This is a genomic window from Actinomadura atramentaria DSM 43919, from assembly GCF_000381885.1.
Classification (GTDB): Bacteria; Actinomycetota; Actinomycetes; order Streptosporangiales; family Streptosporangiaceae; genus Spirillospora; species Spirillospora atramentaria.
Genome location: NZ_KB907214.1, coordinates 344,385 through 367,749 on the forward strand (window position 1 = coordinate 344,385; position 23,365 = coordinate 367,749).

At 73.0% G+C, this 23,365-nt stretch carries 28 protein-coding genes and 1 tRNA gene; 22 read left to right on the forward strand and 7 right to left on the reverse strand.

Features of this window, described 5'->3' with window-relative positions:
- The first annotated feature begins 31 nt into the window (after positions 1-31).
- The 14 genes from G339_RS0119060 to G339_RS0119125 all read left to right on the forward strand — a co-directional run bounded on the left by G339_RS0119060 (position 32) and on the right by G339_RS0119125 (position 10,228).
- The gene (locus G339_RS0119060; protein ID WP_019632670.1) at positions 32-898 is read left to right on the forward strand and encodes a DUF4097 family beta strand repeat-containing protein; all 867 of its coding nucleotides are present in this window, start codon (positions 32-34) and stop codon (positions 896-898) included.
- Positions 899-965: 67 nt separating this feature from the next.
- Positions 966-1,163, forward strand: coding sequence for a hypothetical protein (locus tag G339_RS34390; RefSeq protein ID WP_019632671.1), 198 nt, complete (start codon positions 966-968; stop codon positions 1,161-1,163).
- On the forward strand, positions 1,160-1,540 hold the full coding sequence (locus G339_RS0119070; protein ID WP_019632672.1) for an RRQRL motif-containing zinc-binding protein: 381 nt from the start codon (positions 1,160-1,162) through the stop codon (positions 1,538-1,540). The genes G339_RS34390 and G339_RS0119070 overlap by 4 nt, the downstream gene beginning before the upstream one ends.
- 82 nt (positions 1,541-1,622) lie before the next feature.
- Positions 1,623-2,030 (forward strand): hypothetical protein, encoded by a 408-nt coding sequence (locus tag G339_RS0119075; RefSeq protein ID WP_019632673.1) that lies wholly within the window; start codon positions 1,623-1,625, stop codon positions 2,028-2,030.
- A 25-nt stretch (positions 2,031-2,055) separates the two neighbouring features.
- The gene (locus G339_RS0119080; protein WP_019632674.1) at positions 2,056-2,685 is read left to right on the forward strand and encodes a hypothetical protein; all 630 of its coding nucleotides are present in this window, start codon (positions 2,056-2,058) and stop codon (positions 2,683-2,685) included.
- An 87-nt stretch (positions 2,686-2,772) separates the two neighbouring features.
- Positions 2,773-4,086 carry a DUF2637 domain-containing protein gene (locus tag G339_RS0119085; RefSeq protein ID WP_019632675.1) on the forward strand — a complete coding sequence of 438 codons (1,314 nt, stop codon included), beginning with the start codon at positions 2,773-2,775 and terminating at the stop codon, positions 4,084-4,086.
- Between the two features lie 100 nt (positions 4,087-4,186).
- On the forward strand, positions 4,187-4,369 hold the full coding sequence (locus G339_RS0119090) for a hypothetical protein (RefSeq protein WP_019632676.1): 183 nt from the start codon (positions 4,187-4,189) through the stop codon (positions 4,367-4,369).
- Positions 4,366-4,647, forward strand: coding sequence for a hypothetical protein (locus tag G339_RS0119095; protein ID WP_019632677.1), 282 nt, complete (start codon positions 4,366-4,368; stop codon positions 4,645-4,647). Before G339_RS0119090 ends, G339_RS0119095 begins: the two co-directional genes overlap by 4 nt.
- Positions 4,637-5,446: a hypothetical protein gene (locus tag G339_RS34395; RefSeq protein ID WP_019632678.1), complete on the forward strand. Its 810-nt coding sequence runs from the start codon at positions 4,637-4,639 to the stop codon at positions 5,444-5,446. The genes G339_RS0119095 and G339_RS34395 overlap by 11 nt, the downstream gene beginning before the upstream one ends.
- 15 nt (positions 5,447-5,461) lie before the next feature.
- A complete protein-coding gene (locus G339_RS0119105) occupies positions 5,462-5,833 on the forward strand; it encodes a hypothetical protein (protein WP_019632679.1) in 372 nt (123 codons plus the stop codon).
- Between the two features lie 160 nt (positions 5,834-5,993).
- Entirely contained in the window at positions 5,994-8,237 is a 2,244-nt protein-coding gene (locus tag G339_RS0119110; protein WP_019632680.1) for a winged helix-turn-helix domain-containing protein, read from the forward strand.
- Between the two features lie 197 nt (positions 8,238-8,434).
- Positions 8,435-8,749 (forward strand): hypothetical protein, encoded by a 315-nt coding sequence (locus tag G339_RS36900; RefSeq protein ID WP_019632681.1) that lies wholly within the window; start codon positions 8,435-8,437, stop codon positions 8,747-8,749.
- 99 nt (positions 8,750-8,848) lie between these two features.
- Positions 8,849-9,553 (forward strand): hypothetical protein, encoded by a 705-nt coding sequence (locus G339_RS0119120; protein ID WP_019632682.1) that lies wholly within the window; start codon positions 8,849-8,851, stop codon positions 9,551-9,553.
- Positions 9,554-9,595: 42 nt separating this feature from the next.
- Positions 9,596-10,228 carry a hypothetical protein gene (locus G339_RS0119125; RefSeq protein WP_019632683.1) on the forward strand — a complete coding sequence of 211 codons (633 nt, stop codon included), beginning with the start codon at positions 9,596-9,598 and terminating at the stop codon, positions 10,226-10,228.
- A gap of 792 nt (positions 10,229-11,020) precedes the next feature.
- On the opposite strand, the gene G339_RS41120 is transcribed toward G339_RS0119125, so the two are convergent.
- Positions 11,021-11,242: a hypothetical protein gene (locus G339_RS41120; protein ID WP_205625582.1), complete on the reverse strand. Its 222-nt coding sequence runs from the start codon at positions 11,240-11,242 to the stop codon at positions 11,021-11,023.
- Positions 11,243-11,704: 462 nt separating this feature from the next.
- Here G339_RS41120 and G339_RS41125 point away from each other — a divergent pair, with 462 nt between their 5' ends.
- From G339_RS41125 to G339_RS34415, 6 genes are all read left to right on the forward strand, one after another.
- Positions 11,705-11,854: a DNA cytosine methyltransferase gene (locus tag G339_RS41125; protein ID WP_205625583.1), complete on the forward strand. Its 150-nt coding sequence runs from the start codon at positions 11,705-11,707 to the stop codon at positions 11,852-11,854.
- A 29-nt stretch (positions 11,855-11,883) separates the two neighbouring features.
- The gene (locus G339_RS41130) at positions 11,884-12,159 is read left to right on the forward strand and encodes a DUF4326 domain-containing protein (protein ID WP_420804500.1); all 276 of its coding nucleotides are present in this window, start codon (positions 11,884-11,886) and stop codon (positions 12,157-12,159) included.
- Positions 12,156-12,554 (forward strand): hypothetical protein, encoded by a 399-nt coding sequence (locus tag G339_RS41135; RefSeq protein ID WP_019632685.1) that lies wholly within the window; start codon positions 12,156-12,158, stop codon positions 12,552-12,554. Before G339_RS41130 ends, G339_RS41135 begins: the two co-directional genes overlap by 4 nt.
- A 34-nt stretch (positions 12,555-12,588) precedes the next feature.
- A complete protein-coding gene (locus G339_RS34410) occupies positions 12,589-14,568 on the forward strand; it encodes a DUF3987 domain-containing protein (protein ID WP_019632686.1) in 1,980 nt (659 codons plus the stop codon).
- 243 nt (positions 14,569-14,811) lie between these two features.
- Complete coding sequence (locus G339_RS0119150; protein ID WP_019632687.1) at positions 14,812-15,063, forward strand: helix-turn-helix transcriptional regulator; 252 nt, start codon at positions 14,812-14,814, stop codon at positions 15,061-15,063.
- Complete coding sequence (locus tag G339_RS34415) at positions 15,060-17,051, forward strand: tyrosine-type recombinase/integrase (protein ID WP_157407869.1); 1,992 nt, start codon at positions 15,060-15,062, stop codon at positions 17,049-17,051. The genes G339_RS0119150 and G339_RS34415 overlap by 4 nt, the downstream gene beginning before the upstream one ends.
- An 86-nt stretch (positions 17,052-17,137) precedes the next feature.
- On the opposite strand, the gene G339_RS0119160 is transcribed toward G339_RS34415, so the two are convergent.
- Both G339_RS0119160 and G339_RS0119165 read right to left on the reverse strand, forming a co-directional pair.
- Positions 17,138-17,219: transfer RNA gene (locus tag G339_RS0119160), tRNA-Tyr, on the reverse strand.
- A gap of 60 nt (positions 17,220-17,279) precedes the next feature.
- Positions 17,280-18,077, reverse strand: coding sequence for a peptidoglycan-binding protein (locus tag G339_RS0119165; RefSeq protein WP_019632689.1), 798 nt, complete (start codon positions 18,075-18,077; stop codon positions 17,280-17,282).
- A gap of 253 nt (positions 18,078-18,330) precedes the next feature.
- Between G339_RS0119165 and G339_RS0119170 the strand changes: the two genes are divergently transcribed.
- Complete coding sequence (locus G339_RS0119170) at positions 18,331-18,819, forward strand: YajQ family cyclic di-GMP-binding protein (protein ID WP_019632690.1); 489 nt, start codon at positions 18,331-18,333, stop codon at positions 18,817-18,819.
- Between the two features lie 124 nt (positions 18,820-18,943).
- Here G339_RS0119170 and G339_RS0119175 read toward each other — a convergent pair whose 3' ends face one another.
- On the reverse strand, positions 18,944-19,210 hold the full coding sequence (locus G339_RS0119175; protein ID WP_019632691.1) for a helix-turn-helix domain-containing protein: 267 nt from the start codon (positions 19,208-19,210) through the stop codon (positions 18,944-18,946).
- Between the two features lie 51 nt (positions 19,211-19,261).
- Here G339_RS0119175 and map point away from each other — a divergent pair, with 51 nt between their 5' ends.
- On the forward strand, positions 19,262-20,029 hold the full coding sequence (gene map / locus G339_RS0119180) for a type I methionyl aminopeptidase (protein ID WP_019632692.1): 768 nt from the start codon (positions 19,262-19,264) through the stop codon (positions 20,027-20,029).
- Between the two features lie 4 nt (positions 20,030-20,033).
- Here the strand turns inward: map and G339_RS36905 are convergent, their stop codons facing one another.
- From G339_RS36905 to G339_RS0119195, 3 genes are all read right to left on the reverse strand, one after another.
- Positions 20,034-20,837: a hypothetical protein gene (locus G339_RS36905; protein WP_019632693.1), complete on the reverse strand. Its 804-nt coding sequence runs from the start codon at positions 20,835-20,837 to the stop codon at positions 20,034-20,036.
- Positions 20,838-20,945: 108 nt separating this feature from the next.
- Complete coding sequence (htpX, locus tag G339_RS0119190) at positions 20,946-21,800, reverse strand: zinc metalloprotease HtpX (protein WP_019632694.1); 855 nt, start codon at positions 21,798-21,800, stop codon at positions 20,946-20,948.
- A gap of 62 nt (positions 21,801-21,862) precedes the next feature.
- Positions 21,863-23,362: an NADH-quinone oxidoreductase subunit N gene (locus tag G339_RS0119195; RefSeq protein ID WP_019632695.1), complete on the reverse strand. Its 1,500-nt coding sequence runs from the start codon at positions 23,360-23,362 to the stop codon at positions 21,863-21,865.
- Positions 23,363-23,365: the final 3 nt, after the last annotated feature.

The following is a 23,365-nucleotide window of genomic DNA, read 5'->3' on the forward strand; positions in this document are numbered from 1 at the left end:
TGTCCCTGCCTGCTCATGGAGAGAGGTCCATATGAACGTCGAGAAGTCGGCCGCCCGGACGCTGCGGTTCGCGCCGTCCGGCCCGGTGCCCCTGCGGGTGAACGTGCCGGTCGGCACGGTGGAGGTGTTCGCCGAGGCGGGCATCAGCCAGGGGTCGGTGACGCTGGAGGCGCTCGGCGACGATCCGGCCGTCGGCCGGACGATCGACCGGGCGCTGCTGAGCTGGGACGAGCGTCAGGAAACGCTCGCGGTGGACGTGCCCGACCTGGACGACAACGCCGCGGCCGTCGGCGGGGTGACCGTCATCGGCGGCGTCACCATCGGCAGCGTCTCGAACGGCGCGACGCTCACGCAGATCGTCGGCAGCGTCATGGACGGCGTCGTCATCGACGGGTCGTCGGTCACGGTCATGGGCGGGACGTCGGCGCGGCGTGGAGTTCGCGTTGTGGTCCGACTGCCCGAAGGTTCCACGGTCGCGGCCCGGACCCGGACGGCGTCGGTGTCGGCGGTCGGCGAGTACGCCGGCGTCCGCGTCCGCACGTCGAGCGGATCGGTGACGATCGGCGACGCCGACCAGGTGAACGTCGAAACGGTGTCCGGCGACCTGTGGGTCGGCGCCGTCGGGGTGCTCGAAGCCGTGACGGTTTCCGGCGACGTCCGGGCTTGGCACGCGACCTACGCCAACGTCCGCACGACCTCGGGTGACGTCCTCCTCAGCGAGATCGAGGACCGGGTGCGCGTCCACTCGGTGTCCGGCGACGTCGACGTCTCCGACTGCCGCGGACGCGCCGAGATCACCACCGTGTCGGGCGACGCCCGGCTTCGCGCCCGTCGGCCCGAGGACGCCACCGTCCAGTCGGTCTCCGGTGTCGCGCGGGTGTCCGCCGCGCCCCAGTAGCCGAGCGCCCGACGGCGCGGCAACTCGCCCCTTCGACTCCCGCCGAAGCGGGAGAAAGGACGCCTTCATGTCGGTCACCTATCTGCGCCCGCGCGTCCCGCCCGGTCGCGTCGGGCCGGTCAAGCACTGCCCGACCTGCCGCACCGTCCTGGACGGCGGGCCGGTCCTCTTCCGCTGCGCCTCCTGCAACCGCTCGGTGCGCGCCGCCGACCTGCCGTGCGAGGTCGCCCTCCCGGGGCCGGACGAGTCCGGCCTGGCAGCGTGACCCGCCGCAGCAACGCCCGGTTCTGGGACCCGGCCGGTCGGCGGTTCGGAATTCCGACGTGGCCGTGGCGGATGGCGCCCGGCCATCTCGCCACCCGCCGTCAGCTCGCCGCGGCCGGTCTGCGGCCCGGCGGGCAGCCCGTCGCCGGGCAGGTTCTTCGGCATCGCCCCCGCGGCCTGTTGGTCGCCTACCTCTACGACGTCGCTTTCGCCAAACCCAAGCGCGTCCCGACGACGGCGCAGCTCGCCGCTCTGGATCGGGCGCTGGCCGCGCGGCGGACGTGCCCGCGCTGCCGGACCGACGTCGGTTACGTCCTGCCCCGCCGCGTCGGCGCGTGCCTCGACTGCGCCGAGCCGTGGGAGCTGGAAGCCGCCTGACACGTTCGCGCCCCTGCCCGGTCCTCGGGCGGGGGCGCTCGTGCTCCTCTCCACCGCTGCCCCTGAACGAAAGGACCCGCTCATGCCCCGGCCGCTTCCCGCGCCGCTGCCCAGTCCGGTGACGCACCCGACGTCCATCACGGTCGACGTCCCGTCCCGGCACGGGTTCCAGCCGCTCGGATCGGTGCCCGAGGACGGGCTGCTCGACCTGGTCGCCGTCCAGATCGCGATGAGCGGGGAGCGGCCGGTCGAGCTGACCGCGCTTGAACGCCTCGTCGCCGCCGCGCAGATCCTCGCGGCGGGCGGGCACCCCCGCGACATCGCCGACCGGCTCCGCGTGAGCGACACCATCGCCGACTCGCTCGTCCGCCGCGTGCGCCTGGCGACGCCGAAACTGCGCGCCGTCCTGGACGCCGCCGACGACGCGCTGCGCGGTCGCCGCCCCGCGCCCGAACGCCCGGCCCGCGACGCGCGCCGCGCCGCCGCCTGACCCGCTTCGACCGAAGGAGAATCCCGTGACCACGTCCATCACCACGCCGGACGGCCTGCCGTCGCGCGGTACGCGGCCGAACCTCACCGTCCCGGACATCGACCCGCCCGCGCCGGTTCCGCAGTGCCGGACCGAGCAGGACGTCGCCGACCTCGCCGAGCTGGACCGCCTCGACCGGTACGAGCGGCAGACCCGCCGCAAGATCGGCCTCACCCTCGGCGCGCTCGGCGTCGGTGTCGCCGTCCCGGCGCTCGCCGTCACGCCGCCGGACGTCCTGGCGGAGTACGGCACGCGCGGCCTGGCGGTGCTCGGCGTCCTCGCGGTCGCCGACACCGTCGCGGGCCGTCTGCGCGACCGCTTCCAGTCCGCCCCGCACGGCCGGTACTGGCAGGTGTGGCGCTGGCGGATCGCGCGCCGCTGGTACGCGCCCGGCTCGACCGTCTGGACCTGCGCCGACGACGCCTGCCCGCGCCCGCTGGCCGTCCTGGACTGGAACGGAACCGGCGACGAGAAGTGGGTGCTCGTCACCGACGGCAGCGGCCCGAACTGCGCGCCGACGTGGACGCGTCTGGACGAGGTTTCCGCCGTCCCGCTCCGGCACGCCGCCGACTGCCCGTCCGCGACCCGCGCCGTCGCCTCTTCGGCGGCGGCCTGATCACTCGCCGTCCGTCATCGTCTGAGCCGTCTCGCCAGGGTCCGGCGCACCCCGGCGGGACGGCTCGCGCGTCCTGGAGGACCCGTCATGAGCTGGGATGTCAGAAGCGAGCGGATCACCGCTCGCGCCGCCGCCGACAAGGCGTCGGCCGAAGCCGAGAACCTGCGCGCCCGCACCGCCCTGGAGCTGCAGCGGGCGCGCGCCGAGGACGCCCGCGCCGAACGCGCCGAGCGGCGCCGCGAGCACGCGGAGCGCCGGGCCGAGCGCACCGCCCGGCGCACGGCGCGGCGGGCCGCCGCCGTCACCGCGGTCCGGACGCACGGCGCGTTGCTGCCGTCGATCGCCGCGATCGGCGCGCCCGCCGTCATCGCCTGGCGCGGCCAGCTCGCGTTCGCGCTCGACCAGATGCACCTGGGCGTGCTCGCGCCGCTGATGCCCGTCGCGATCGAAGGCGGCGTGCTCTACAGCGCGCTGCTCACCCACCGCGCCGTCGCCGCCGACGTGCCGTCGCTGCGGTACCGCGTCCAGACGTGGATCTGGGCGGTGCTCGCCGCCGCGATGAACTTCTGGAACGGCCGCTCCGAGGAACAGACGCACGTCGGGGTCGCGCTGGCCCTCACCAGCCTGGCCAGCATCGTCCTGCTGGAGAGCACGGTCGCGCTCCGCAAGGCGCTGGAAGGCAAGGCCCGGCACGGCCGCGACCTCGCGCACCTGCGGCGCGCGCTCATCCGCCGGGTGCGCTACCCGCTGCTCAGTCTCACCGCGACCGGCCTCGCCGCCGCCCGCGACCTGGACGCCGAGCGGGCGTGGGCCGCCGCCTGGACCGACCGGTACGGCGTCGGGCCCGACGCCACCCGCAACGAGCGGATCGCCGCGCGGGCCGCGCTCAAGCGCGACCGCAAGGCCGCTCGTCGCGCCGCCCGCTCCGGCCGTCTCGCGCTCGACAACGGGCGGCTCGTCCGCGTCGGCGAACCGGCGCGGCCGGACGGTCCCGCCGACGGCGACCGGTTCGTCCCGGGCGGCTCCGTCACCGACACGATCGCCGCGATCGAGACCGACGAGGGCATCGCCGAGATCGAGCGGTACCTGGCTGCCAACGCCGAAAACGGGCATGGCGCGCTTCGTGAGCTGCCGCCGTCGGGCACGCGCGAAGAGCCTTCGGAAGAGCCCCCGGCCGACGCTCCGAAGAGCCGGAGCGGCGGCAACCGCGCCCGCCGTCCCCGACGCGGCTCCTCGCGGGCTCCGCAGAGCGGCTACCCCGAACGGCTCGCGCGCGTCCGGCTGATGCTCACCGAGCGGCCCGACCTCACCGGGCGGCAGGTCGCCGACGAACTCGGCATCGGCCTGTCCACCGCGAAGAAGCTCCTCCGGGAAGCCCGGAGCGGCGACGACCGGCCCTGACCGTGCCTGCGGACCTCGTCCACACGCCGACGGCGGCGTGTGGACGGGGTCGGCGGGACGGACCCGCCCTGACCCGTCCACCGAACGAAGGGTTCCGATCATGATTCTTCTGGCCCTGCTCACGGGCGGGATCGCCGCGCTGATCTGGGCGCGGCAGACCCGCTGGTACGAACTCCTGATGCTGGGCGGCTGGGGGCTGCTGGCCGCCGGTACCCCGATGGGGCAGCCGGTCGCCGGTCTCCTGCACGACCTGTCCGCGCAGATGGGCGGCTGGTTCCAGTGAGCGGCCCGGACCAGAACGGCCCGGCGGACGAGCCGGGCTCGTCGTATCCGGTCACCGCGGGCGGGGTGGCGCGGCTGATGTGGCTGCGCCGCCCCTCGTTGGCCGAGATCGGCGTCGCGCTGACGCTCGTCGCGCTCGCCGACCTGGTCCTCGGCTTCCCCGTGCTGGCGGGGCTGGCCACGGCCGCCGCCCTCGTCGTCGTGATCGGGACCGCTTCGGCGGTCGCCGACCTGGTCGAGGCGCGCGCTCATATGGAGGAGGCCGACCGTGATCGCTGAAGCCGTCCTCGCCGCGGGCATCGCGGCCGGTGGATTCGCCGCCGCGAACAGCTCGAACGGCTCGTCGCGGTCGCAGCCCGGCCGGGCGTCCCAGCCGCGCGACTCCCGCCTCGTCAAGGCGTGGCACGCCTCCGGCGCCCCGGCCACCGGCGAGACGCAGCTCGCCGACGCGCTGGCGGTGCTGACCGGTCGCGCGGCCGGTCACGTCGCGCGGCGCGGGCACCGCTGGTCCCGGTCGGCGTGGCAGTCGGCGACCCGCCGCGCCCAGGTCCGCTGGGCCGACCGCGGTGACGAACGGCGGTCGCACCGGTTCGTCCGGCGCGTCCGCCAACTGCCCGCCGGGGCACCCGAACCCGAACCGCCCCGCGACGTTCCGGCGCCCGGCCCGGCCTCGCGACCGGAAACGCGTCGGCCCACCGGACCGACCGGAGACGGCCGCCCGACGCACGCCGACGACCCCACACGTGTTCCCGGCGGCCCTCCGCCGGGCGCGCGCTTCCGTGCGCAGGCGTCGCTGCCGCTGGCGGTCCCCGGATCCGACACCGAGTTCCTGAGCGAGTGCGGCCGGGTCGCGGTCGCCCTGCGCGGACTGGCGTCCCAGGTGCAGGACTGGTCGCAGGCCGTCGAGCAGTTCGGGCTGCCCGTACACGTCGTCGGTCCGCTCCACGGCGTCGCCGACGGGCTGGCCGACGCCGCGACCGGCGTCGCCAGAGCCGCCGGGACGTTCGTCGTCGTGTTCGAGGACGCCCGCCACATCGCCGCGCACGGCATGAAGTTCACCGGCGACGAAGCCGCCTGACCCGGAGGGTTGCCCATGGCCATCGAACGGTCCCACGAGGGGGCGCGGGCGCGCTGGCGTCCGGCGTACACGCCCGTCAACCAGCCATCGCAGAACGCCCAGCACGGCGGGGACATCCCGGTCCCCACCACCGACGGGGAGTTCCTGGACACCTGCCTGGCGATGGCCGCCCGGCTGCGTGGGCTCGCCGTCTCGCTGGAAGTCTGGTCCGGCGCGCTGGCGGCGCTCGGCGTGCCCGCCGAGGTCATCTCCTGGCTGGACGTCTCCGCGCACTCCCTGTACGAGGCCGCCGACGGCGCGACCCGCTCGGCGCTCACCTTCGCCACGGTCTTCGAGGACGCCCGCGACCTCGCCGCGCGCGGCCTGCACATCACCGGCGAATCCTGATCCGCGGCCATTCACCGGCCGACCGTCCCGAACCGCCCGATGCCCACTCGCTGGGCCTCGTCATCGGCGCGGCGAGCCCCCGCCCCTCCGGGTGGCCTTCGGGCGGCTCACGGGGTGAGGGCTTCGCCGCGCCCCACCTCGTGGAAGGAGGGGATCTTCGATGCACCGACCCCCGCGCCGCACGACCGGCCGCCGCACGACCCGGCGGCGCCGTTCCGCCGAGCCCGACATCTGGCAGTCCCCCTGGCCGGAGGACCACCGCCGGGGACGGATGCCCGAGGCAGGCCGCGCCGCCGGACTCGCCGCGTCCCTGACCGCGCTCGCCGTCGCACGCCGATACGGCCAGTGGCTGTCGAGGTCGCCCGACACCCGCGGGCTCGCGTCCGGGCTGGTCGCGCTCTACCCGGTCGGAGAGATCGCGCACCGGTTCACCGCCGCCGACGCCCTCCAGCTCGCCGCGTTCGCGCCGCCCGCCGCGCTCGCCGCGTGGGTCGGCACCTACAAGCGGCACCGTTCGGTCCGGTACTCGGCCGCGCTGACCGCGACGTTCGCCGGAGTTCCGGTGTGGCTGGCGACCGCCGCCCACCTCGGCGTCACGAACCTGTCCACCCTGCTCGGCTACAGCGTCGCCGCGTCCGCGACCTGGTCGGCCTACACCTGGTCCGACGTCCTCACCCAGCGGCGCGCCCACGCCGAGCGGCAAGCCGCCTGGCAGAACATCGCCGACCTGGCCGGCCTGCAGGGCTCGCGGCTCGTCGCGACCCACGACACCCGCGTCGGCGTCCGCTTCAAGGTCGACATCCGCGCCACCGGCAAGACGGCGAAGTTCCTCGCCTCGTCCGACCTGGATCAGCGCATCGCGCAGCAGTACAGCATCGGCACCGCCCAAGTCCGCGTCACCGAGGACGCCAAGCACGCGGGGATCGTCTGGATCACGGTGCAGCTCCGCGACCTGTGGGCCGAGGCGTGCCCGCATCCGGCCCTGACCGGCGAGACCGTCCGGCGTTCGGTCATGGACGGCCCGTTCGTCGTCGGCACCGACCCCGAGAACGGCGACGACCTGGCCGTCACCGTCTTCGACCACAAGGGGGGACGGCACACCCAGGTCTTCGCCACCAACGGCGGCGGCAAGACCGTGTTCCTGTCCAACCTGGTCGAGCAGGCCACCGCCTGCGACGACGTCCTGACCATGGCGATCGACCTGGGCAAGGGCACCATCCCCAGCCTGTGGAAACCCGCGCTGGACGCCGCCGCCGGGATCGGCGAGGAGGACCGGGCGCTGGCGATCCTGGAATGGGCCTGCCTGCTGATCGAGATCCGGTCGCTGACCACGGGCGGGGCCAACCATCGGCCCACCCCGACGGACCCGGTGCTCCTGCTCGTCATCGACGAGATCGACACCCTGGTCGGCGTCGAGTCACCCGTCGCGCATCTTGCGAAGCCGATGGTGAACAACATCCACCGGCGCGGCCGGTCCGCCGGGGTCGAGCTGGTCACCGCCGGGCAGCGCAACGTCGTCCAGTACACCGGCAGCAAGGACGGCAAGGCCAACGCGCCCAACAAGGTCATCCTGCGCGTCTCCGACACCGACGAGATGACGAGCGCGATGCCCGACTGGATGCAGCGCAAGATGCCCGACATGTCCACCTATGCTCCGGACACCGACGGCGTCGCGCTGCTCGTCGCCGGGGGCCGGTGGACCGCGGGCCGCATCCGCGATCTGTCCGATGTCGATGCCGTCCGCGCCCTGGCCGCCTCGCGCGGAACGCCCGTCGCGCGGCTCGCGCCGGACGTCGCCGCCCAGCTTCCCGGCTACGCCGAGCGCGGCCACGAGCCGGTGACGGTTCCGGCCACCGCGCCGGAGGCCGCCGCCGAGCAGCGGACCGCGCCGCCGGACCCGTCGGTCCCGGACGCGCCGCCCGCTCGGCCCGCCGGACAGACCGGCGGCACGGACCGGCGGCGCGCGTTCGGCATCGACCCCGACGACCAAGGCGCCGTCGACCGGCTCGCCGGAGAACTCGTCGCCGAGGTCGAAGCCCGGCTCCGCGACCTGCCCGAGCCGCCGGACAAGCCCGTGCCGCTGGCCGACCTGATGAACGCCAAAGCCACGTTCGACGCCGCCGAGTCCAACCCGCCCGCCACCAACCGGGCGCTCGGCGTGCCCGACCGCATCGCCCGCCCGATCCTCGCGCTGCTGACCGCCCGCGCCGGCCGTGGCGCCCAGCGCGCCGAGCTGGTGAACGAGGTCGGCAAGTCCAAGTCCACCGTCGCGAGCTGGCTGGCCGTCCTGCGCGACCAGGGCGTCATCACGACCCACGGCGAAGGCAAGGCCGCCCGCTACTACCTGCCCCAGCACGCACCCGCCGACGTCCGCGCTCACGACGAGTCCGGCGACGCCGAGTAACCGTCCTCCGAGCTTCCGACCGTCCGGCGAACGGTCCGGCGAACTGTCCGAGCCAACTGTCCACCACCCGCCTAACGCGCGAGAACCGGACAGTTGGACAGTTCACGCCGGACCGTTCGCCGGACAGTTCACCGACCCCGCAGCCCGTCACGCTCAGTGACCAATCAGCCCACCGCAACGCCCCAGCGAGGTGACCTGTGACCGTCCTGCCCACCGACCCGACCCCCGTCCTGCCCGCCGCGCCGCCCGCCGAGCACACCGGCAGCGGGATCGGCTTCTGGCTTCTGCTCGCGCTGCTCGGGCTGATCTGGCTCATCGCCTGGCGCGTCTCGCTGCGCCGCCACCCGTTCCGGTCGTGCGCCGCCTGCGGCGGCTCGGGCAAGCACCGCAGCTCGTGGTTCGCGGGCGCCTTCCGCGCCTGTGACCGCTGCGGCGGCTCGGGCCGCCAGCAGCGCCCCGGCGCCCGCGAGCCCTTCGTCCAGAACACCCACAAACAGCGCCGCCAGCGCTGATCCCTGACCGACCCACAACCGACAGCCACCGGGCGGACGGCCCGCGCGCTCATCCCCGCGCCCGCCGGGCCGATCCGCTCTCACTACCGAAGGAGTCACATGAGCCAGCATCACGATCTGCCGATCGTGGCGACGGCGACGCGCCGGGGGCGGCGTCGCTTCAACTGCGATGCCGTTTCGACGTTCACCGCGTCCGACGCAACGACCGCCGTCGCCGTCCTGGACGGCACGGGGAACTCCCGCGAGCTGGCCGAGGCGATGGAGCGGCTGGCGTGGGTCGCGGCGCGGGTCGCCGCCCAGCGCGGCGGGCTGGCCGGGATCATGGCCGCCGCGTCGGTGATCGCCGATCCCGGCACCAGCGGCGCGGCGCCCGACGGCGTCGCGGTCATCGCCGTCCGCCACCCCGACGACACCGACACCGCCATCACCTGGACCGGCGACGCCCGCGCCTACGGCTGGAACGGCACCCGCCTGCGCCAGTACTCCACCGACCACACCGTCGGGCAGCACCTTCGCCTCAACGGCATGCCGGTCGAGGTCGCCGAAGACCACGACAACTGGCTGCGCGTCTCGCTGGCCAACAGCACCGTCGGCACCGTCTACCAGGCCGCGATCCCCGGCGACGAGCTGGTCCTGCTCACCTCCGACGGCGTCCACGACAGCGTCCCCGAACCCGTGCTGCTCGACCTGCTCCGCACGCTCTACCTCGCCCCGCAGATGCTCGCCAACGCCGTCGTCGACGCCGCCGAACCCGACCCCGACACCGGATACCGCGACGACGCCACCGCCGCCGTCCTGCGCTGACCGACCCCACACGACCGACCGCCCACACGACAGGACAACCGCGTGTACTTCACCTTCGCCTACAACGACACGCTCGCCGGACACGAGCTGTTCGCCATCCCCGGCCTGTGGAATGTGACCGTCGACGAGGAACCGCGCGGACTGCCGCTGCACCTCATCGCCCACGACCTGAACCTGCCGCCCGTCGAACTGGCGGACCTGGAGTCGGGATACTCCCCGGTGCTGCTGGTCGGCGTCGAGCCCCACGGGCCGGTCGACGAGCAGTACCGCTGCCCCGCCGGGTGGCTCGTCGTCCGGCGCATGGACTGCGACAGGTTCCTCGGCCCCCAGCACGCGCAGATCCGCTCGGCCATCCGCCGGACCATCCACCACGACTCCGACCAGGACTGGCCCGACGCCGCCCGCACGGTGCCCCGCACCGACACCACCGAACACGCCGACGCCGCCCGCAACGCCCTGGACGCCCTGTCGGGCACCCGCGGCGCCGGACAGTGGTGGCTCGACCAGCCCGGCCTCACCGGCGGCCACGAACTGATCGCCCTGGCCGCACGCGACCTCATCGGCACCGTCCCCGGCTGGACCCGCGACGCCTACCGCGCCCTCACCACCCCCTACCGCACCGCCTACGGCACCTGGCCCCACCCCCACGACACCGACCACATCATCGGCACCTAACCCAAACCACCACACGACCACGGGGCGGTCCGGCTGTCAGGCCGGACCGCCCTGCTCCTTACCTGGAGGTTCGATGTCCTACACGCTGTACGACGAGTTCTCGGGCGCGGGCGGGTCGACGCAGGGCGCCGCCGCCGTGCCCGGAATCGAGCCGGTGCTCGCCGCGAATCACGACGACGTCGCCATCGCCTCGCACTCGGCGAACTTCCCCGGCATCGACCACATCAAGGGCGACGTCCGGGAGACCGCGATCACCCGCTTCCCCCGCGCGGACCTGTTCTGGGCGTCGCCGGCCTGCCCGCCCTGGACCGACGCGTGCGGCGTCAAGCGCGACTTCGACCGCACCAATCAGCAGGTGCTCTTCGGTCCGGACGGCCCCGAGCCCAACGTGGCCCGCGCCCGCGCGCTGATGGAGGAGGTGCCGCGCTACCTGCGGCACTGGGCCGAGCAGGGACGACCCGTCCTCGGCGGCGTGGTGGAGAACGTCGTCCAGGTCGTCCGGTGGGACGAGTTCGACCGGTGGCGGCGCGAGATCGCCGCGATCGGCCCGTACGACGTCCACGTCATCGCGTTCAACTCGATGCACGCCCGTCCCGTTCGCAGCCGACGGGCGCCCCAGTCGCGCGACCGCGCGTTCGTCCTCTACCTGCTGTCGTCGCTGGGCCGCCGCCCGAATCTGCGTAAGTGGCTGTCGCCGCGTGCCTGGTGCCCGACCTGCGAGCAGGTCGTGAACGCGATGCAGGTCTTCAAGCGGCCGGGCGAAGTCATGGGCCGCTACCGAGCCCAGTACGTCTACCGGTGCCCGAACGTCCGCTGCAGGAACCGGGTCGTGGAACCCGACGCGCTGCCCGCCGCCGCGGTGATCGACTGGTCGTTGACCGGTACGCGGATCGGCGACCGGGCCGTCCCGCTCGCGCCCGCCACGCTGGAGCGCATCAAGACCGGGATCGCCCGGTACTGGGAGCCGCTGCTCGTCCCGGCGGGCGGAACGTGGCGCGCCTCGGCCAGACGCACCGCCGAACCGATGCCGACCCGCACCACGCGCGAGACCGACGGCCTGGCCGTCCCTCCGCTGCTCGTGCCGGTCGAAGGGCGTCCCGGCAAGGTCGCCGCGACCGCCGCCCAGCCCCTGCGCACCCAGACGGCGCGCAACGAGACCGGCATGGCGCTCCCGCCGTTCCTGACGCCGCTGCGCGGAGGAGGCGATAAGGACAACGCCCGCCCGATCGGCGACCCGCTGTCGACGGTGACCGCCTCCGGCAACCACCACGGCCTCGTCACCAGCGACCAGCCCACCGGCCTGCTGGTCCCCTACTACGGCAACGGGACGTCCCGGTCGGCCGCCGAGCCGATCGGAACCCTGTCCACCCGCGACCGCTACGCGCTCACGACACCCGCGCAGCGCACCGACGACACGGTCGTCGACCTGGACGACGTCCGGTTCCGCATGCTCGAACCCACGAGATCGGCGCAGCGATGGCGTTCGCGCCGGACTACATCGTGCTCGGCAACAAGCGCCAACGGGTCCGCCAGTACGGCAACGCCGTCACACCGCCCGTCGCGGAAATCCTCATGTCCGCGCTGGTCGAGGCGATCAGCGGCGAGGAGTTGGAGCCCGCCGCATGAACAGCCGACCCATGCCGCGGCGCGTCCGGATGACGCGGTCGCGGCCGTGGCGCCGCGACCACCCGGACGCGGTGATCGTCGCCCGGCCGACGCGCTGGGGGAACCCGTTCCCCGTCCGGGCCGGGGACCGGGCCGCGGCGGTCCGCCGCTTCGCCGCGCACATGGCCGGACGGCCCGATCTGATCGACGCGGCGCGCGCCGAACTCGCCGGGCGCGACCTGGCGTGTTGGTGCCCGCCGGACGTGCCGTGCCACGCCGACGTCCTGCTCACCATCGCCAACCAACCAGAGAGGGAGACGCTTTGACCGCGCGCACCGTCACGTTCACCGCGCCGATCTGCGGCGGCGGCGCCCGAGAAGTCACCGGCTACCGGACCACCACACCGGGCCTGGTCGTCTACCAGGACGAGAACTGCGGCTACCGCCCCGGCGTGCGGGTGTTTCATGTCGCGCACGTCCGTTCCGGGCTGCAGTTCCCGTTCTGCTGGCGCTCGCCCGAGGCCGCGCTCGCCTTCGCCGACTCCGCGCGCCGGTTCGGCGACTGGCACGTCACCGGGACGCCGTTGGCCCGGCGGATCGCTCTGCCGTTCGTCCGGCGCGGCCTCATCGCTGACGCGCTGGCGGTCGGCGGGCACGACCACGGCGGCTACGGCGACCGCATCGGCGACGTCCACGCCGTCGACAACGGCCGCGTCGCCTGACCCACCCGACCCGAAGAGACGCGAGGAGCCGAGAATGAGCCGACCTGCCCCGCTGCGGGTCATCGACGGGAACGACGATCCGGAGCTGGGGCGGTCGCTCCCGCACAACATCCAGGCTGAGCAGTACGTCCTCGGGGCGGTCATGCTCTCTCCGGCCGTGCTCGGCGAAGTCCGCGCGCTGCTGGCGGCCGACGACTTCTACCGGCCCGCGCACGCGCTCATCTGGCACGCCGTCACGGAACTGGCCGACCGCAGCGAGCCCACCGACGCGCTCGCCGTCGGGAACCGGATCGGTGCGCGCCAGCTCGCCAAGGTCGGCGGCGCGCCCTACCTGCACACCCTGATCGCCGACGTGCCCGCCGCCGTCAACGGCGGCTACTACGCGCTCATGGTGCGGGACCTGGCCTATCGGCGTCGCGTGGCGACCGCGGCGACGCGGCTGACGCAGCTCGCCCACCAGGTCGACGGAGATTCCGACGTGCGAACGGGCGTCCTCGCCGAGCTGGCCGCGTTGACCGCCCAGGACGCGCGCGGGTGGGCCGAGCCGACGCCGCTCTCGGCCGTGCCGGACCTGCCCGAGTTCCCGAGCTGGACACTGCCGGAATGGATGGGCGAGTACGCCGCAGACATCGCCGAGGTGACCCAGACGCCCGTCGACCTGGCCGGGTGTCTCGCGCTCACCGTCCTGGCCGTCGCGGCGGGCGGCAACGTCTGGGTCAGCGCCGGCCCGTGGAGCGAACCCACGAACCTCTACCTGCTGATGGTTCTGGCACCCGGCAACCGCAAGTCCGAGGTCTACAAGGCGATGACCGCGCCGATCCGGGACGCCGAGTCCCGCTTGATCGAGCAGGCGCAGCCCGAGATCGCCGCCGCGGTCGTCGCCCGCAAGGTCGCCGAGGCCAACGCCGAGCGGGCGGAGAAGACCGCCACCGACCGGCCGCTCGACTCGACCGCTCGGGGCCTTGCCACCGACGCGCGGCTCGCGCTGGAGGACGCGACCATTCCCGCAGAGCCCAAACTGTTCGGCGGCAACGACTCCACCGTCGAGAAGGCCACCAGCCGCCTGGCCGAGCAGAACGGCCGCTACGCCGTCCTCGCGCCCGAAGGCGGAAAGCTGCTGTCGATCGCCGGGGGCCGCTACTCCGGCAGCCCCGACATCGGCGTTTTCCTGTCCGGGCACGCAGGCGAGGAGATTCGCATCGAGCGCATCGGGCGCGCGTCCGAACGCATCGACGCCGCCACCCTCACCATCGGCATCTGCCTGCAACCCGGAGTCCTGTCCGGACTCGGCGACACTCCGGAGTTCCGCGAGCAAGGTTTGCTCGGGCGGCTGCTGGTCTCCATGCCCGAATCGCTGCTCGGCCGCCGCAATCCCAACCCGGCGCCCGTCCGCCCCAGCGTCGCCGACGACTACCGCCGGACGCTCAAAGCCCTGGTGCTGTCGCTTCGCGAACACGGCGAACCCGGCCACCGACCCGTCACGCTCACCTTTACGCCCGAGGCTCAGCGCGCCGTCACGTCCTTGCTCGCCGAGATCGAACCGCGGCTCGCACCCGGCACCGGCGACCTGGCGCACATGACCGACTGGGCCGGGAAATACGTCGGCGCGGTCGTCCGCATCGCCGCGCTGCTCCACCTCGGAATTCACCTGCGCGACGGTTATCAGCAGCCGATCGGCCTGCAGACCTTCGACCACGCCCGCCAGCTCGGCGAGTATTTCATCGCCCACGCCCAGGCCGCCTACGACGCGATCGGCGCCGATCCCGCCGTCAACCACGCCCGCGCCGTCATCGACTGGGCTCGACGCACCGGCACAACCCGGTTCACCGCCCGCGACCTCATGCGCGGACCGCTCAAGAGCAAGTTCCGCAAGGTCGCCGACACCGAGCCCGCCCTGCGCGTTCTGGAAAGCCACGGTTGGGTGCGTCGTCACCCAGCGCCGCCTAACCCGGGAAACCGACCTCCGTCACCCACCTACGAGGTTCACCCAAGCGCTCTCGGCAGCGCCTCATGAACCGCACGGACCGCGCTCACGGTCCGCAACCGGCGACCGGGCAGCAATCCGCTCGCAGGGACACGGGGACAGGTGACAGAAGTCGACGAAAGTCTTCTGTCGACTTCTGTCACCTGTCACCACGTCCCCCGACGCGGCCCGGACCTGATCCGCCATCACACAGAGTCATCACCGCCCGGCCCACCACGACCCCGGCGAACGGCCGTTCGCCGGGGTCATCGCATGTCTGGAGGCAATCGTCCGATGAAGCGCTCTGACCGTCCCGCGCCGACCAAGAGCGTCAAGCTCGCCGAGGTCGGGAGCAGCGTCCCGGACCCGGACGAGAAGCTCACGGTCGCCGACATCTGCCGGGAGCTGAAGATCGCGCCGTCGACCTTCTACGACTGGCGGCAGAAGCGGCTCGCCCCGCCCTGCCTCACCCTGCCGAACGGGCAGCTCCGCGTCGTCCGGCGCGATCTCGACTCGTGGCTGAGCGGCCGAAGGGACGCCGCGTGACGCGCGAGCAGTCCGCCCAAGGTCCCGGCTCCCGCGCCGAGCCGGGACCTGTTCCTCGCACCGTGTCGTACGACGTTCGCGTTTTCGACACGATCCAAGCCGTCAAGCGGGTCAAAGGCGAGACGTATCGGGTGCGGTGGAAGGTCGGCGGCGAGCCTTGCAGCAAGACCTTCAAGACGAGCACGCTGGCCAAGAACCACCAAGCCAAGCTGCGGACGGCTGCGAACGAGGGTGAGCCTTTCGACGTCGAGACCGGCTTGCCTCTTTCGATGCTGCCCAAGGGTCGGCCACCCGAAGAAGCCGCCAACCAGCAGGGACCGACGTGGTACGAGTTCGCCTCGGAATACGTCGCGATGAAATGGAAGGGCATCGCGGGCGGCACCCGCCGAGGCGTTGCGGAGGGGCTCGCGACGGCGACCCTGGCTCTCGTCTCCTGGGAGGGCACGCACCCTGAGCCGGAGGACGTCTACCAAGCCCTGTCGACCTGGGCCTTCAACCTTCCTGCCCGACGGAACGGCCTTCCCGACGGGCTAGCGAAGACGATCGGCTGGGTCGAGTCCCGCTCGGTCAGTCTGGCGAGCCTCGGCGAGCCCGACGTGCTCCGGAAGGTGCTCCAACAGCTCGCCCGGCGCCTGGACGGCGAATCCGCCGCCGCATCGACCTACGCGCGCAAACGAGCGACCCTGTCCAACGCGCTGAGCTACGCGGTCGAGAAGAAGTACTTCGAGTTCAACCCGCTGCTTCGCGTCACCTGGACGGCGCCGAAGAACACCGAGGCGATCGACCGGCGACGCGTCGTCAACGAGGCCAAGGGACACGCGCTGATCGTCGCCGTCGGGCGGCAGGGCGCGACCGGACGCCATCTGCGCGCGTTCTTCGGCTCTCTCTTCCTCGCGGGTCACCGGCCGGCCGAGGCGACCGCCCTGACCGAGGACGAGCTGGCGTTGCCGACCGACCCCGAGGAATGGGGCTGGCTCGACCTGGGAGATTCGTCCCCGCAGACCGGCGGAACCTGGACCGACGCGGGTGGACGGGAGGTTCGATCGCTGAAACACCGCAGCGTCAAGGAGACGCGGCCCGTCCCGGTCTGCCCGCCGTTGGGAAAGCCCCTGCGCTGGCATCTCGCCGAATTCGGCACGGCACCTGACGGCCGACTCTTCCGTGCTGAAAACGGCGGACTGCTTTCCGAGAGCGTCTACACGCGCGTCTGGGAAGCCGCCCGAATCGACGCGCTCACTCCCCACGAGGTGAAGAGCGTCCTGGCCGAGCGGCCCTACGACCTCCGGCACGCCCGGCTGTCGATCTGGCTCAACGCCGGAATCTCCGACGCCCAGGTCGCCGAATGGGCGGGCAACAGCGTTCCGGTCCTGCGGCGCGTCTACGCCAAATGCCTGACCGACACGACCGAGCAGTCCCTCGCCAAACTCGGGCGCGCCCGGTCGAAGGGCGCCGAGGCACCGGGCGTGCTCGACTTCGAGGAGGACGCAGCCCTCGTCTCTCTGGAGGAGGCGTCCTGGTACGAGCTGGCTGTCAGCTACATCGACTGGAAATGGGGCACGGTGAAGCCGACGACCAGGCGCGGCATCACCGAGGCGCTGACGAAGGCGACCATCGCCGTCCTGCCGCGCTCGGGGCCGTGGCCGACGGACGTCCAACTCGGCACGGCACTCGCGTCGTACGTCTTCAACCGGGACCGCTGGTCGCAGGCTCCCGACCAGCACGCGGCCGTCATCGCCTGGATCGAGGACCACGCGCCGCCCACGGCCGCGCTCCGCGACCCCGAACAGCTCAGGATCGTCCTGGCGCACCTCGGACGTCGCCTCGACGGGCAGCCAGCGTCCGCAGCCGTCGCCGCCCGGCGGCGGTCCACGCTGTTCAACGTCTTCGAGTTCGCGGTCCGGGAACGGCTGCTGCCGAGCAATCCGCTTCTCTTCCGTTCCTGGACGGATGCGGAAACCGGGTCACGCATGGGGCACGGCCAGCCGTAGAAAGCCGTGAACAGCCGTAGCCAACCGGAAACCACAAAACGGCCCCTCCCAGCGTTTGCGCTGGTGAGGGGCCGTTCTTAGTGGTGTGGCGGGTGCAGGGTTCGAACCTGCGTAGGCTAAGCCGACGGATTTACAGTCCGCTCCCATTGGCCACTCGGGCAACCCGCCGTGGCGTCGCTCTCGCGACGGCACTTGGAAGGATAGCGGACGTCGCGGGTGGACGTGACATCAGCGGTGGACCCGGAGCAGGACGGGCCACGTCTGGGGGCCGACGACGCCGTCCACGTCGACCTTGCCCCACTTCTGGACGGCCTGGACGGCCTTCTCGGTGGCGTCGTCGAAGCGGCCGGTGACCTTGACGTCGGTGTGGGCGCGGGCCTGCAGGAGGGCCTGGACGGTCTCGACGTGCTCGCCGCGGTCGCCCTTCGACAGTTTCGGCAGTTTCTTCACCAGGGCCTCCGTCCAGTTGCCGTCGTAGTCGGGGCGGCCGAACCCGGCGATGACGGCCGCGGCGCGGACGCGGCGGCGCACCGCGTTGTCGGTGTTCGCCTCGATGGTCTGCAGGCGGCCGTCGCCGAGGTTCTTCTCGACGACGCCGACGTGGTCGATGGCGCCGATCGCGTTGGACGACCCCCAGTCGAAGAAGACGATGTCGCCGGGCTTGGCCTTCTTGACGTTGGCGGTGGTGCCGGCGTGCCACGTCCCGGCCTTCTTGAAGTCCTGCGCGTGGCTGACGGTGTAGGCGCGGTCGCCCTTCGGCAGGACGGCGTCGGTGTTGCCGGAGCGGCGCGCCCAGTAGGTGATCGCCATGTCGCACCAGGACGCGGTCAGGTACTCCTTGCCGTGCCGTTTCGCGTAGGCGCGGGTGATGGGGTTGGGGCGGCCCTTGAGGCCGATGGACTTGCGCGCCTCGGCCAGCAGGGACGACGGGGTCTCGTCCGCGTCCCGCGCCCGCTTCTCGTGTTCGGTGACGACGTGGTGCTCGTCGGGCTCGGTGGCGCGGTGCGCGTCCGGATGGGCGTCCACTTTGCCCAGAAGCTTGCGCGTCTTTCGTTTTGTCTGCCTCACCTGGCCTCCGGGTGGCGTCAGGGGGTGCGGCCGCCGGTTCGGCGACGCGTTCGTCGGCTGGCGTGCCCCGTCCGAGCCCCCGCACACGCACCCGGGAGGTGATGGCTCGCTACCCTGAGCGGACGCGTCGTCGTGCCGCCGGACCCCGTCCGCGAGTCCGTCCGGGCACCTTCAGCCGACCGTTTCCAGCAGCCAGGAGGATGGGCGTTCTATGGCGGATAGCAGTTTCGACATCGTGAGCAAGCTCGACCGGCAGGAGGTCGACAACGCTCTGAACCAGGCGGCCAAGGAGGTGGCCAACCGGTTCGACTTCCGCAACGTGGACGCGGGGATCAAATGGTCGGGCGAGACCATCGAGATCCAGGCGAACTCCGAGGAGCGCGCCAACGCCGTCCTGGACGTCCTGAAGGACAAGCTCGTCAAGCGGCAGATCTCCCTGAAGTCGATCGACGCGGGCGAGCCGAAGGCGTCCGGCAAGCTCTACAAGCTGAGCGTCGGGCTCAAGGAGGGCATCTCCCAGGAGGATGCGAAGAAGATCGGGAAGATCATTCGCGAGGAGGGCCCGAAGGCCGTCAAGGCGCAGATCCAGGGCGAGGAGCTGCGCGTGACGTCCAAGAAGAAGGACGACCTCCAGGAGGTCATCGCCCTGCTCAAGGGCAAGGACCTCGACGTCGCGCTGCAGTTCGTGAACTACCGGTAGTTCCGGCGGGCGGGCCGTCGGCTTCGTCGGCGGCGGCCCGCCGCACGGGGTGAGCGCGCCGGTCCCTCCCCCGCAGAAGGTCCGGCGCGCTCGTTGTCTGTGACGCGCCGTGCCGCCGGATGGTTCAGCCCGCGATCCGATTCTCTTCGAAACGCTCCAGGTCGCGGGCCAGTGCGGCGAGGTCGAGGTCCAGGACGCGGGCGAGCGCCGCGACCGTGAAGAACGCCGGGACGGCGATGGCACCGCGCTCGATCTTGCGCAGCGTGTCCAGGGAGATGCCCGCCGCGGCGGCGACGTCGGCGGCGGTGCGCGGGCCGCGCGCGGCGCGCAGGACCTGGCCGAGGGCGCGGCCCCGGTCGCGTTCGTCGGCGGTGAGCGGTGTGCGGACCATGCGGCGGAGTCTACTTGGAAGATTTAAATACTGGTATTACTATCTCGTCGCATGGTGACCTACCGGAGCCCACGCGAGTGGGAGATCATGCGCGAGGCCGGACGCGTCGTCGCGCACGCCCTGCGCGCGGCGCGGGACGCGGCCGCGCCGGGCGTCCCCGCGCGCGAGCTGGACGCCGCCGCGGCCAGGACGATCGCGTCGATGGGCGCGGAGTCGAACTTCCTGCACTACCACCCGTCCTGGGCGCCGACGCCCTATCCGGCGACGGCGTGCGTCTCGGTGAACGACGTCGTGGTCCACGGCCTTCCCGGCGACCGCCCGCTGCGGGAGGGCGACCTGGTCTCGGTGGACTGCGGCGCGGTGCTGCGCGGCTACCACGGCGACGCGGCGATCACGTTCGCGGTCGGGGAGCCGTCCGCCGCTGATCAGCGGCTGATGGACGTCACCGAGCGGGCTTTGGAGCGTGCCATCGCGCAGGCCGTCCCCGGCAACCGCGTCGGCGACATCGCGCACGCCGTCGAGAGCACCGCCCGCGCCGCCGGGTTCGGGATCGTCGAGGGCTCCGGCGGCCACGGCATCGGCACCGCGATGCACGAGGACCCGCCCGTCCCCAACACCGGGCGGCCGGGCCGGGGCCTGCGGCTGCGGCCCGGCCTGACGATCGCGATCGAGCCGATGGTCTGCGCGGGCGCGGGCGGCGACGGGCGCACGCTGGCGGACGGCTGGTCGGTCGCGACGGCGGACGGGTCGCGCGCGGCGCACTTCGAGCACTCGGTGGCGGTCACCGAGGACGGTCCGGTGGTCCTGACGCTGCCGTGAGCGCTCACGCGTCCACGAAGACGTCCACCGGCCGCCCGTCCGCGCGGTGCAGCACGACCGGCCAGTACCCGTCGAGGAACGCGCCGTCCGGGACCTTCTCGAAGTGCAGCTCGAAGTCGCCGGAGCGGTAGACGACGAGGCTCGTCGGACGGACCTCGGCGAGGAACGCGGCCTTCTCCTCGGCGGTCTCGTCGCCGGTCGCGCCCCAGTCCCACAGGTGGGCGACGGCGGCGGGCCCGATCTCGTCCATCGCGGCGAGCAGGCCCCGGACGTGCGGGAGCAGCTCTTCGACGCGGTCGGCCCCGGCGTTGTCGAACATGATCAGCAGCTCGCCGGCCGTCGCCTCGTAGGAGCCGGTGGACGGGTCGAACGCGACCTCCCCGAGAACGGCGTCGCGGACGGGCGGATGGCCCCCGCGCCCGCCCGGCAGCGTGTGCGCGGCGAGGAACGGGTCCGCGAGGTGCTCGGCGTAGGACGGGTTCAGCGCGGGCTCCACGATCCGCGTGAACGACGCGAACTGCCGTGGCGTGCCGCGCACACGCCGACCGTCGGCGGCGGTAAGGACGAACTCGCCGCCGTCGCGTTCCACGGCGGTGACGCGGAACGAGCGCGGCACCGGAAGCGCCTGCACGGTGCCGCCCCGGCCGAGGACGGCGACGGTGGCGCGCTGTTCGTCGCCGTCCGGCTGGACGAGCAGGACGCTCGCCAGGTCCGGCGCGACGCAGACGAACCCGTCCGGCCCGGCGAGCGCGCGCACCCGCGACTCGTCGCCGTCCAGCGCGGCGCGGAACACCCCGGACTCGTGCATGGCTCGCCCCCTCCCGGCCGCGCGAGGGGCGCGGCCCGTCAGCGCAGGATAACCAGCGCGCGACAGACGACACCGGGCGTTCGGGACGAGATAGTCAGTGCGTGACAATCAGCGCAGGCCGGCCATGCGTTCCAGCCGTTCGACGCGGTCGGCGGTCGGCGGGTGCGTGGAGAACAGCCGCCCGATGCCCGCGCCCCGGAACGGGTTGGCGATCATCAGCGAGCTGGTGGTGGCGAGTTCGGGGTCCTGCGGGAGCGGCAGCGCGCGGGCGCCCGCGTCGATCTTGCGCAGCGCGGAGGCGAGGGCGAGCGGGTCGCCGGTGAGCCGCGCCCCGGCCGCGTCGGCGGCGTACTCGCGGGTGCGGCTGACGGCCATCTGCACGACGGCGGCGGCGATCGGGCCGAGGACGAGCATCAGCAGCGCGCCGAGCACGCCGGGCCCGTCCTCGTCGTCCTCCCGGCCGATCGGCAGGAAGATCGCCAGGTGCGACAGGTAGGTGATCACGGTCGCGATGGCGGCGGCGACGGACGAGATCAGGATGTCCCGGTTGTAGACGTGCGACAGCTCGTGCCCGAGGACCGCGCGCAGCTCCCGCTCGTCCAGCGTCCGCAGGATGCCGCGCGTGCAGCAGACGGCGGCGTTGCGCGGGTTGCGGCCGGTGGCGAACGCGTTGGGCTGCGCGGTCTCGGAGACGTACAGCCGGGGCATCGGCTGCCGCGCCGCCGTGGACAGCTCCCGGACGAGCCGGTGCAGCACGGGCGTCTCGATCTCCCCGACCGGGTGGGCGCGCATCGAGCGCAGCGCGATGCGGTCGGAGAAGAAGTAGGCGACGCCGTTGGTGCCGAGCGCGACGGCGAGCGCGATGAGCAGGCCCGTCGCGCGACCGAACGCCCAGCCGACGACCAGCATCAATGCCGACAGGGCCGCGATGAGGGCCGCCGTCCTGACGCCGTTGAACCGCACCTGACCTCCCGCCGAAGTTCGATCATCCGAACAACGGTTTGACCAGGAGAAATGTTCCCTTATCAGGTGACGGAGGACACGGCCTGCAGCACGAGCTGGGGCGCGGCGGACAGCACGACCGCGCCCGCCCCGGCGGCGGCGACGGCGGCGCGGACGGGCACGCCGGGCACGGCCGCCGCGTAGGCGTGGCCGGTCGGCGCGGCGTACAGCCGCACGGCCCACCGCAGGTAGTAGACGAGCCCGATGACGGTGTTGAGCGCCATGATGACCGCGAGCCAGGTGACGCCGCCCGCGACCGTCGCGCGGAACACGACGACCTTCGCGAACAGCCCCATGACGCCCGGCGGCAGTCCGGCGAGGCAGATCAGGAAGAACGCGAGCGCGGCCCCGGCGGCGGGGCTGCGGCGGCCGAGCCCCCGGTAGTCGTCGAGGGCGTCGACGGGCGGGGTGCCCTCCCCGGCGGGCTCGAAGCGGCGGCGGAACCCGACGACGACCGCGAACGCGCCGAGGTTCATCACCGCGTACAGCGCGACGTAGGCGGTGGTCGCGGCGACGGCCTCGCCGAGCCGGTGGTCCCCGGCGGCCAGCGGCGCGAGCATGTACCCCGACTGCGCGACCGACGACCAGGCCAGCAGCCGGATCGCGGTCGTCTGCCGGAGCGCGAACAGGTTGCCGAGCGTCATCGTCAGCGCGGCCATGATCCCGACGAGCGGCCCCCACACGTGCCCGTAGGCGGGGAACCCGAGGGCGAGGACGATCGCCAGGCCCGCGAAGCCGGCGGCCTTGGACACCACGGACAGGAACGCGGCGACGGGCAGCGGCGCGCCCTGGTAGACGTCCGGCGCCCAGAAGTGGAACGGCACGGCGGCGATCTTGAACGCGAACCCGGCGAGCACGAGCATGATCCCGACGCCCGCGACGGGGTCGAGGTCGGACGGCAGCGACCGCAGCGCGGGCGCGATCCGGTCGAGGTGCATCGCGCCCGTCGCGCCGTAGACGAGGCTGACGCCGAACAGCATCACCGCCGACGACACGACCGACACCAGGAACAGCTTCACGGCCGCCTCGGACGCGACGCCGTCGTAGCGGCGCAGCGCGACGAGCGCGAACACCGGCAGCGACAGCGTCTCCAGCGCGACGACGAGCAGCACGAGGTCGCGGGCGGCGACGAGCGTGACCGCGCCGGTGACCGCGCACAGCAGCAGGAAGTGGTACTCCCCCGCCGGGATGCGGGACGCGGTGATCTCGCCGAGCGACAGCAGCACGACGATCACGGCGGCGACGAGCACGACGCCCTGGAACACGAGCGTGAAGTCGTCCGCGACGTAGGAGCACGACGCCGGGCCGCCGCCGCGCAGCCCGCCCGGCACGCAGAACGTCGCGCGCCGGTCGCCGAACGCGAGGGCGGCGACGGCGACGAGCGCGGCGCCGAACGCGCCGCCCGACGCCCAGCCGAGGACGCGGCGCGGGACGCCGAACGCGTCCGCGACCAGCAGCGCCAGCGCGGCGGCGGCGAGGATCAGCGGCGGCGCGACGGCCGCGTAGTCGATGCCCTGGATCATGGG